Below are 7,164 nucleotides of genomic sequence, written 5' to 3' on the forward strand. Positions count from 1 at the left end.
GGCCGATACCGCCTGACCAGCCCGCCAACCAGCCCAACGTGGCGCCGAGCGACCCCGACCGGCGGTCCAACTCCCCCGCCCGCCATTCAGCCTGACGACGCCACCCCCGCCGGGCTGACCAGTCCGGCCGCTCCCGCCAAGCGCTCCAACGCTCGCGTCTGGGCGGTGGGCAGCGTCGCTCTGGTCATCGCCGTCGCAATCGGTGGCACCGCCATCGGTGCATCCAGCGACGAGCCGAAGACTGTCGTCGGCACTGTCCCGTCTGTCAGCCTGAGCACCCTCGCACCGACCAGCGCCGCCCCCACCACGGCCGCTCCTACTACCGCCGCTCGGTCGCCGACGAAGACCACTCCGCGGCCGAAGCCCAAGCCGCCGTCGTACAAGACGTTGAGCGCCCGGCAGTGGAAGCTCATCGCCAAGAACCCGGACGCGTACCTCGGCAAGCACTACGTCGTGTACGGCCGGGTCACCCAGTTCGACGCGGCGACCGGGACGGACACGTTCCGCGCCAACGTCGCCCACCGGCGGATGCCGGACGAGTACGACTACGAGACCAACACCATGTTCTCCGGCTCGGAGTCGGACCTGACGAACCTCGTCGAGGACGACATCTTCCGCGCCAACGTCACGGTGCTCGGCTCGTACAGCTACGACACCCAGATCGGCGGCCAGACGACGGCACCGCTGCTGCTCGTCGACTCGATCAAGGTGCTCTGACTCTGTCTCCCCCGCGAGACGTTAGGAGGCGTCGTGCGTCCCGATGAGTTCCTCCGCGCCCTGATCCTGCTTCCCGCTCCCCTGCACGATGTACACGCCGGTCGATCCGGCTCGTTGGTGTCATGAGCCGTCGCTGGCATATCGCGCCCTTACGTGCCCTGCGTGAGCCACATACCGACACCCCTATGAGGCTCCCTTAGCGAGAAAGACTCGTTGAACCGAGTCAGATTGGCGCAGAAGGCTAGGCCTAGGTCGTCCTCTCACAGAAGGTGCATGAATGATCGATTCGCCCGCCACACCGTCGTGGCTGCCCGACCCGCAGATTGTGGCTGCGCAGCTCGCCAGCGGGATCCTCGAGTACGCCCAGCAGACCGCATCGGGTGACGTATTCCGGCTGCCGTACCCGGCGAACCTGCAGCTCGCGCTGGACCGGCTGACCCTGCTCGCCTGGCATCAGGACGCGCCCGCGCCGGCAAGCGTGGTGGATTTGCTTCAGCTTGCGCAGGAGCCGTTCGGCGACTGGAAGATTGACCTCATCGGCGCTGACGTCGACCCAGACGAGTCGCTGCTGATCTATGGCCGCCCGACGGCGGCCTGCGAGGAGCTGGGCAGCCTCCGTGGGGATGTCGAAGGCGAGATCCGTGAGAACGCGCTGCTGCGGGCGGTGATGGACAAGGCCCGGGCCGCCAACGCACCGCGGTCCTACGTCGCATTCCGCGAGCTCCTGATCCGACAGCCGGCGATCGCAGCGCTGGAGCTCGACGCACGGTTGGCCGATCCCGACCTGGCGCTGCTGTCGGATGAGGTGCGTCAGGCGTACGTCGAGGCGCCGCCGGAGGCGATGGCGGACGGAGTGATCCGGACCTGTGGCGGATGCGGCGGCCTTCGGCTGCCCCTGGATGACGACCGGACCTGGGTTTGCGAGGACCAGTCCTGCCCGGCGCCCGGGACGGCCGGGGCGGACCACCCGGCCAGCGAGGGCGTGTGGTGGTTGCGGCGTGAGCTGCGCACCTTCATCACCGCACCGGGTCGTGCAGAGCTGCGCATCGCCGACGCGATCGAGAAGCTCGGCGTGCCGGTCGGTTTGTGGCCGGACTTTGACGCCTGCGACATCTCGGTCTTCGAGGAACGACCTTGGGTCGCCGACATTAAGGCCTGGCGTAACCCGCTACGACTTGCCCGGCACCTACGAGAGCGGCTGTTCACCGTGTCGCCGGAGGCGGAGAGGGCCTACGTCGTCATCGGCCGGGAGCAGGTAAAGGCGCACCCGCGGTACGTGGCACGACTGCGGAAGGCGTGCCCGCAGGTGCGGCCGGGACAGCGAATCGTGGCGGTCTCCGAGGTGGAGTTCATCGGTGCCGTGAAGCGGCGTGTGGAGGCGGGGTCATGAGGCAGATCAAGGCGGTACGGGACCGCTTCACCCGCGCCCTCCGCGGCCACTACAACCCAATCGGGGACCAGCCTTCGCCGTCGCGGCTGATGGACACCGAACTGTGCCTGTATCTGCTGGAAACAGTCGCCGCCGATCAGTCCGCCAGCGGGGTACCCGCGTTGCTCGATGGCTACCGGGCGCTGTGGGACGCGGTGCCGAGCCCGCCAGCCGACGCGAGGGTCCGTCTCGCCAACGCGCGGTCGCTGCTGTGGCGCAGCCAGCGCCCCTACGGGTGGGACGAGTTGCTGCGGGCTTACCTGTCCGCTCCTGAGGCGGTGCGGGGTTACCACTTGGACCCGCTCGGCCGACCGGTACGCCGGCAGTGCAGCGTGGCGGCCAACCGGTGGGACTGGTACGAGCAGCTACTCACCGAGCCCCTGCCCTTCGCCACCACCGGCGTCCGGTTCGCCGCACCCGGCCGATACCGCATGAGTTCCACGGCGCGTGGTAACGGCGTGACGGTACCGGACAACCTTCCACCCGCGCCGGCTCCGACCTTGCATGACCTGGCCGTCCGGACGCGGGCACCGATCGAACTCACGTGGCAGGAGTTGGTGGCGACCGCCCGAGGTATGGACGCCGCCGATCTGCAGGCCGGGCGTTCCCCTCATCGGTGGGAGGAGCGCCTGCAGGACGTCACGCTGCAGGTCCGGCTGGCCGACGATACCTTCGGCGACGCCCTGGCCCTTCGCATCGACCGGATCCTGCACATGGTCGGCATGGTCAGCGTCGGCAAGAGCACCCTCGTGACGATCCTGGCGACCTGGGCGGCGCAGCATGGCCTCCGGGTGACGATCGTGGTCGGCGATAACTCGGCAGCACTACGCATGGCGCACGAGCTGTCCTGGTACGACGGCGTGGTGGCGGCGCCGGTTATGGGGCAGAACCGAACTCGGCATGCGGAGCGGCTGCATCGGCTCCAGCCGCCGGCGCCTGGCCGGCTTCTGCCCTCCGAGCCGTACGGGTTCGACCTAGTCAGCACGGCCTGCCCGCTCGATGCCGTCCGGGGCGCCCCCATCCCCCTCGAGGTGCGCGAGGCGCCCTGCCAGCACCTGATCGAGACCGATCCGGACGCCCCTGTGCATGGCTGGCGGGACGGGGCCCGACGCACCTGTCCCCTGTGGCATCGATGCCAGCGGCATGAGGCCGCGCGCCGGCTGGTCACTGCAAACGTGTGGATCGCGACGCCGTGGAGTCTTGTGCACACCCCTGTGCCCGGACCGTTGAGCCACGAGCAGACGCGGTACCTGGAGGCGGCGTGGCGGCGCAGCGACCTGATCTTGGTCGACGAGGCCGACCAGGTACAGGCAAACCTCGATGAGATGTTCGCCAGCGCCCAGGTGCTGCTTGGCCCCAGTCAGGAAGCGTGGATCGACGAGATCGGGGCGCGGGTGGCGGAGAAGCTTCGCGCGACCGGCCGCGCGCCGGTCAGTTCCCGGCAGATCCGCCGGTTCACCACGGCACTGAACCAGGCCCGCTCCGCAGCCGACATCATCTACCAGTTGCTGCAGCGAGACCGAGTTCGTGCCGGCAAGCCGGTATTGAACTGGCTCGACCCCGACTACTTCACCGCCTGGACCCTCTTCAACAGCCTTGCTCAGGACTGGGCCGGCTACACCGCCGCGAAGGGTCGCAGGCCCGACCCCGGCTGGGACAACGATCAGCTCTACAAGCTGCTGCGCGAGCAGTTCAACGCCTTCATCGACGACCCGACGGGAGCATCCGGCGAGGTCGCCAGGGGTCTAGCCAACTTGGCCGAGGCGCAGCTGTCCGACACCGAGGAGGAGACGCGGGAGGACGCCGTCCGGCAGTGGCTGACCGAGCTGAGCGATCGAGAGCTGATTGAAGGTAGGAAGATCGCGCCCGCGGAGCTCGACCGCAACGTGTGGCGGCTGGAGCTGGCGGTCGCCGTAGCGGTGATGGCACACCGGCTCAACCTGATGCTCGCAATCTGGCCGGAAGTCGCGGCCGAGCTGGACATGTTCGACACGCTTCCGGCCGAGGTGCGCCGCCCGCCCAGCGACCTCGCCGTCGCGGTGCCCGAGTCCCCGATGGGCAACGTGCTGGGCTTCCAGTACGTCGAAGACGAGACCGACCGCCGCGATGGCCAGCTAGGCGAATTCCGATTCTTCCGCTATACCGGCGTAGGGCGGGCCCTGCTGGTCGGCCTGCCAGACCTGTTTCCCGCCGACGGGCCAGGCCCGAACGTACTGCTGTTGTCCGGGACCAGTTGGGCCGGCACCTCGCCTCGCTATCACATCGACCTGCCGGTCGAGGCGATCCTGCGCCCGTCACCGCAAAAACTCGCCGCCATTTCCGAGACCACGTTCGCCCTGGACATCCAGCACCAAGGCGAACGGAGTACACCGATCTGGGTGTCCGGCCGCTACGGGGAGGAACGCGCGAGCGCCCCGCGGCAGATGGTCGCAGCCCTAACCCAGCCCGGCGCGGGTCCCGGGCGACCGAACCGCTTGGAGCGGGAACGAGCCGCACTGCCGCCCGGCCGGCAGAAGGTCATGCTGCTGGTCGGCAGTTACGCCGAGGCCCGCACCGTCACCAACGAGCTACTTCGCGCGCAAGTCCTCCTGGGAGGGGCAGGTGCGCTGCTCATCGGCGACGACGAGTTGGAAACTGGCTGGGACGACGGCCACTTGCTGCGCCGCGGTGACGTCGCGGACTTCGGCACCGATAACGCGTGGCTGCTGGTCGCGCCCATCCTGGCCGTCGAGCGCGGGCACAACATCCTCAACAACGACGGCGTGGCCGCCATCGGCGCCGCGTTCTTCCTGGTACGTCCCCATCCGCGGCCGAAGGATCTCAGCTACGTCACCCAACGGATCAACCAATACGCCCTCGAACAACTACGCCCGCACCCGCTCGACGACGACTGCCCGGCACACGAACGCCTCGTAGGTGCCGGCAGCCAGCGACGCCGAGCCGCGCAGCGCCAGTGGCGGCGGCTGCTGCACGCCCTGGTCGCCTACAGCCAGCTCGGCACGGACGAACGCCAACGCGTGGCCTGGACCCAACTCGTAACCATCTGGCAGGTCGTCGGCCGGCTTCTACGCGGCGGCCAAGCCGCGAAGGTCTACTTCTGCGACGCCGCCTTCGCACCGGTCACCGCACGCAGGTGCGACACCGACACCGACCTCGACGACGCCAGCACCAGCCTACTGCACGGCATGCGCGAGGTGCTCACCCCGTACTTCGAACCCACCGGCGCCAACACCGATCGGCACCTGGTCCAGGCGCTCTACCAACCTCTGTACCGCGCACTCACCAACATGGGAGACCACTGAATGGCACCCCGCTACGACGACCTCGCTGTCACCGTCCTGCGTCTCGATCCCGAAGCCCCGATCCAGCGCACCTATCACCTCATGCGGTTCCCAGGCTGCTGGAGGGAGCCGTTGCGCCGGCTCGCCCAGGCGCAGCGCGGCGGCGACGTCGCCAGCATCCCGATCGCCTCACTCAACGACGCGATCACCGCCCTCGTCCCCGACTGCGTCGTCACGCTTCCGTACGCCGGACGTGGCGACGACGACCAAGACTGGCTGCTCGCATACCGCGCGGTGAACCCGGCGGCCATCTTCAACCTGGTCGCGGCGTGGGTACGCGCGCAGAAGGGCACCCCGGAGCAGATCTCCCTGACCCTGTCCCAGCTGCACGCCAGCCACCTCACCTGGTCGCCGGTTCACCTCAACCTGACCGCGCCGGAAGATCGACAGCGCGCCATGCGCCTGCTCCCGATGGAGATCGCGGCGACGTTGTCTCGCCCGGGCGCGACTTGCCCGCATAACGAGTTGCGGTTCCTGCGTTGTCCGAGCGCCGACGGCGCGGAGATCATGTCCTGGCCGCCGGAGCGGATTGAGGACCAGACCCCGTTCTCGGTCAAGATCGGAGTCAGCGTGCAGACCCTGCCCACCAGTGATGAGCTGCTGGTCTATCTGTCGTACGGCGTGCGGCGCTGGATGCCCGTGCGGGGCAAGCTCGCCTTCGACCACGGCCACTCGGTGTACCTGGCGCCGACCGTGCCGTATCTGGCCGGCCTGGAGAACTCTCGTCACTTCGGCACGGCGCGGATCAAGCAGGTCAAGGTGACTGAGAGGGACGGCTCGAGCAGCTATGGGCCACGCTGGGACGACGCCCTCGCGAGGGTACTGAAGGAAGCTGGTTGTCTCGATCGCCTGCCCGACCCGCAGCAGCTGGTCGACAAGCCACTGGACTACCTGCAGCGCCACGGCGACGCAGCTGCGCTGGTCTACAGCACCGGCATGCTGTCGGCTGAGAAGGTCAGCGCCGGTCTGTCGGTCGCCGACCGTCAGCCGCTGATGGACTGGGTCACCAACGAGCTGAGCCCCCACCTTCGTCCGGCCGCGCCGCTGCCCCGCGAAAAATGCACCGTGTACAAAGGCCTCGGTGGCATCAGCGAGAGCCGGGTTTCGGCCGCCTATCTCGGTGAGATCGTCGGGCCGCGCCTGGACATCGAGCTGCTCACCGACACTGACCGTGCCACGCAATACGCCCTCGACCGAATCGCCACCCGTCTCGGTGTCCCGCTGCCCCGTGCCGAGCAGTTTGACGAGGTCGGGGTAAGGATCGACCTTGGCGCGGTCACGGTCGGGATTCGGCGTCTGGCGGCACCGACGATCCGCGCCGACCTTGACCGGGTCGGACGCCGGCCCCAGGCGGCGGTGGAGGCCCGGATCGGGCACATCGCCGACGTGCTCGGTCAGGCGGCCAACCCGACAGTTGCCCTGGTCGAGATCGCCGGCCTCGACGCCTATGAGCGGCGACGCGGCGACGATCCCAAGTTCGCCATCCGGCATGGCCTGCTGCGGACGGGACGGCTCAGCCAGTTCGTCACCCCGGTTGCCGAGCCGAAGCGCCCGTTACCTTTTTGATCGTCCCCAGCCGGGGACTGCTCGGTCGCCTGGCCCGGTATGACTTACTGCCCCTGTCGTGTGGATGATCCGGGGGGTGTTGTCGCCGGGTCGGGTGGCGTCGGCGGACCG

4 protein-coding genes are annotated in these 7,164 nt (G+C 68.6%); all 4 read left to right on the forward strand.

Annotated elements, in window-relative coordinates; translation table 11 throughout:
* Positions 1 to 165: 165 nt before the first annotated feature.
* A complete protein-coding gene (locus tag E1165_RS27230; protein ID WP_132394572.1) occupies positions 166 to 717 on the forward strand; it encodes a hypothetical protein in 552 nt (183 codons plus the stop codon).
* Positions 718 to 994: 277 nt separating this feature from the next.
* Entirely contained in the window at positions 995 to 2,107 is a 1,113-nt protein-coding gene (locus E1165_RS27235; protein WP_132394573.1) for an HU-CCDC81 and SPOR domain-containing protein, read from the forward strand.
* A complete protein-coding gene (locus tag E1165_RS27240) occupies positions 2,104 to 5,448 on the forward strand; it encodes a transposase (RefSeq protein ID WP_243705012.1) in 3,345 nt (1,114 codons plus the stop codon). The genes E1165_RS27235 and E1165_RS27240 overlap by 4 nt, the downstream gene beginning before the upstream one ends.
* Positions 5,449 to 7,053: a pPIWI_RE module domain-containing protein gene (locus E1165_RS27245; RefSeq protein ID WP_243705013.1), complete on the forward strand. Its 1,605-nt coding sequence runs from the start codon at positions 5,449 to 5,451 to the stop codon at positions 7,051 to 7,053.
* The last annotated feature ends 111 nt before the right edge of the window (positions 7,054 to 7,164 follow it).

Source organism: Micromonospora sp. KC723, from assembly GCF_004348595.1.
In the GTDB taxonomy this organism is placed as follows: domain Bacteria; phylum Actinomycetota; class Actinomycetes; order Mycobacteriales; family Micromonosporaceae; genus Micromonospora.

What these genes read in the sequence shown, in the direction of transcription:
- E1165_RS27240 (WP_243705012.1), top strand. Translation starts at nt 2,104, where the DNA reads ATGAGGCAGATCAAGGCGGTACGGGACCGCTTCACCCGCGCCCTCCGC.
- E1165_RS27245 (WP_243705013.1), top strand. Translation starts at nt 5,449, where the DNA reads ATGGCACCCCGCTACGACGACCTCGCTGTCACCGTCCTGCGTCTCGAT.
- E1165_RS27235 (WP_132394573.1), top strand. Translation starts at nt 995, where the DNA reads ATGATCGATTCGCCCGCCACACCGTCGTGGCTGCCCGACCCGCAGATT.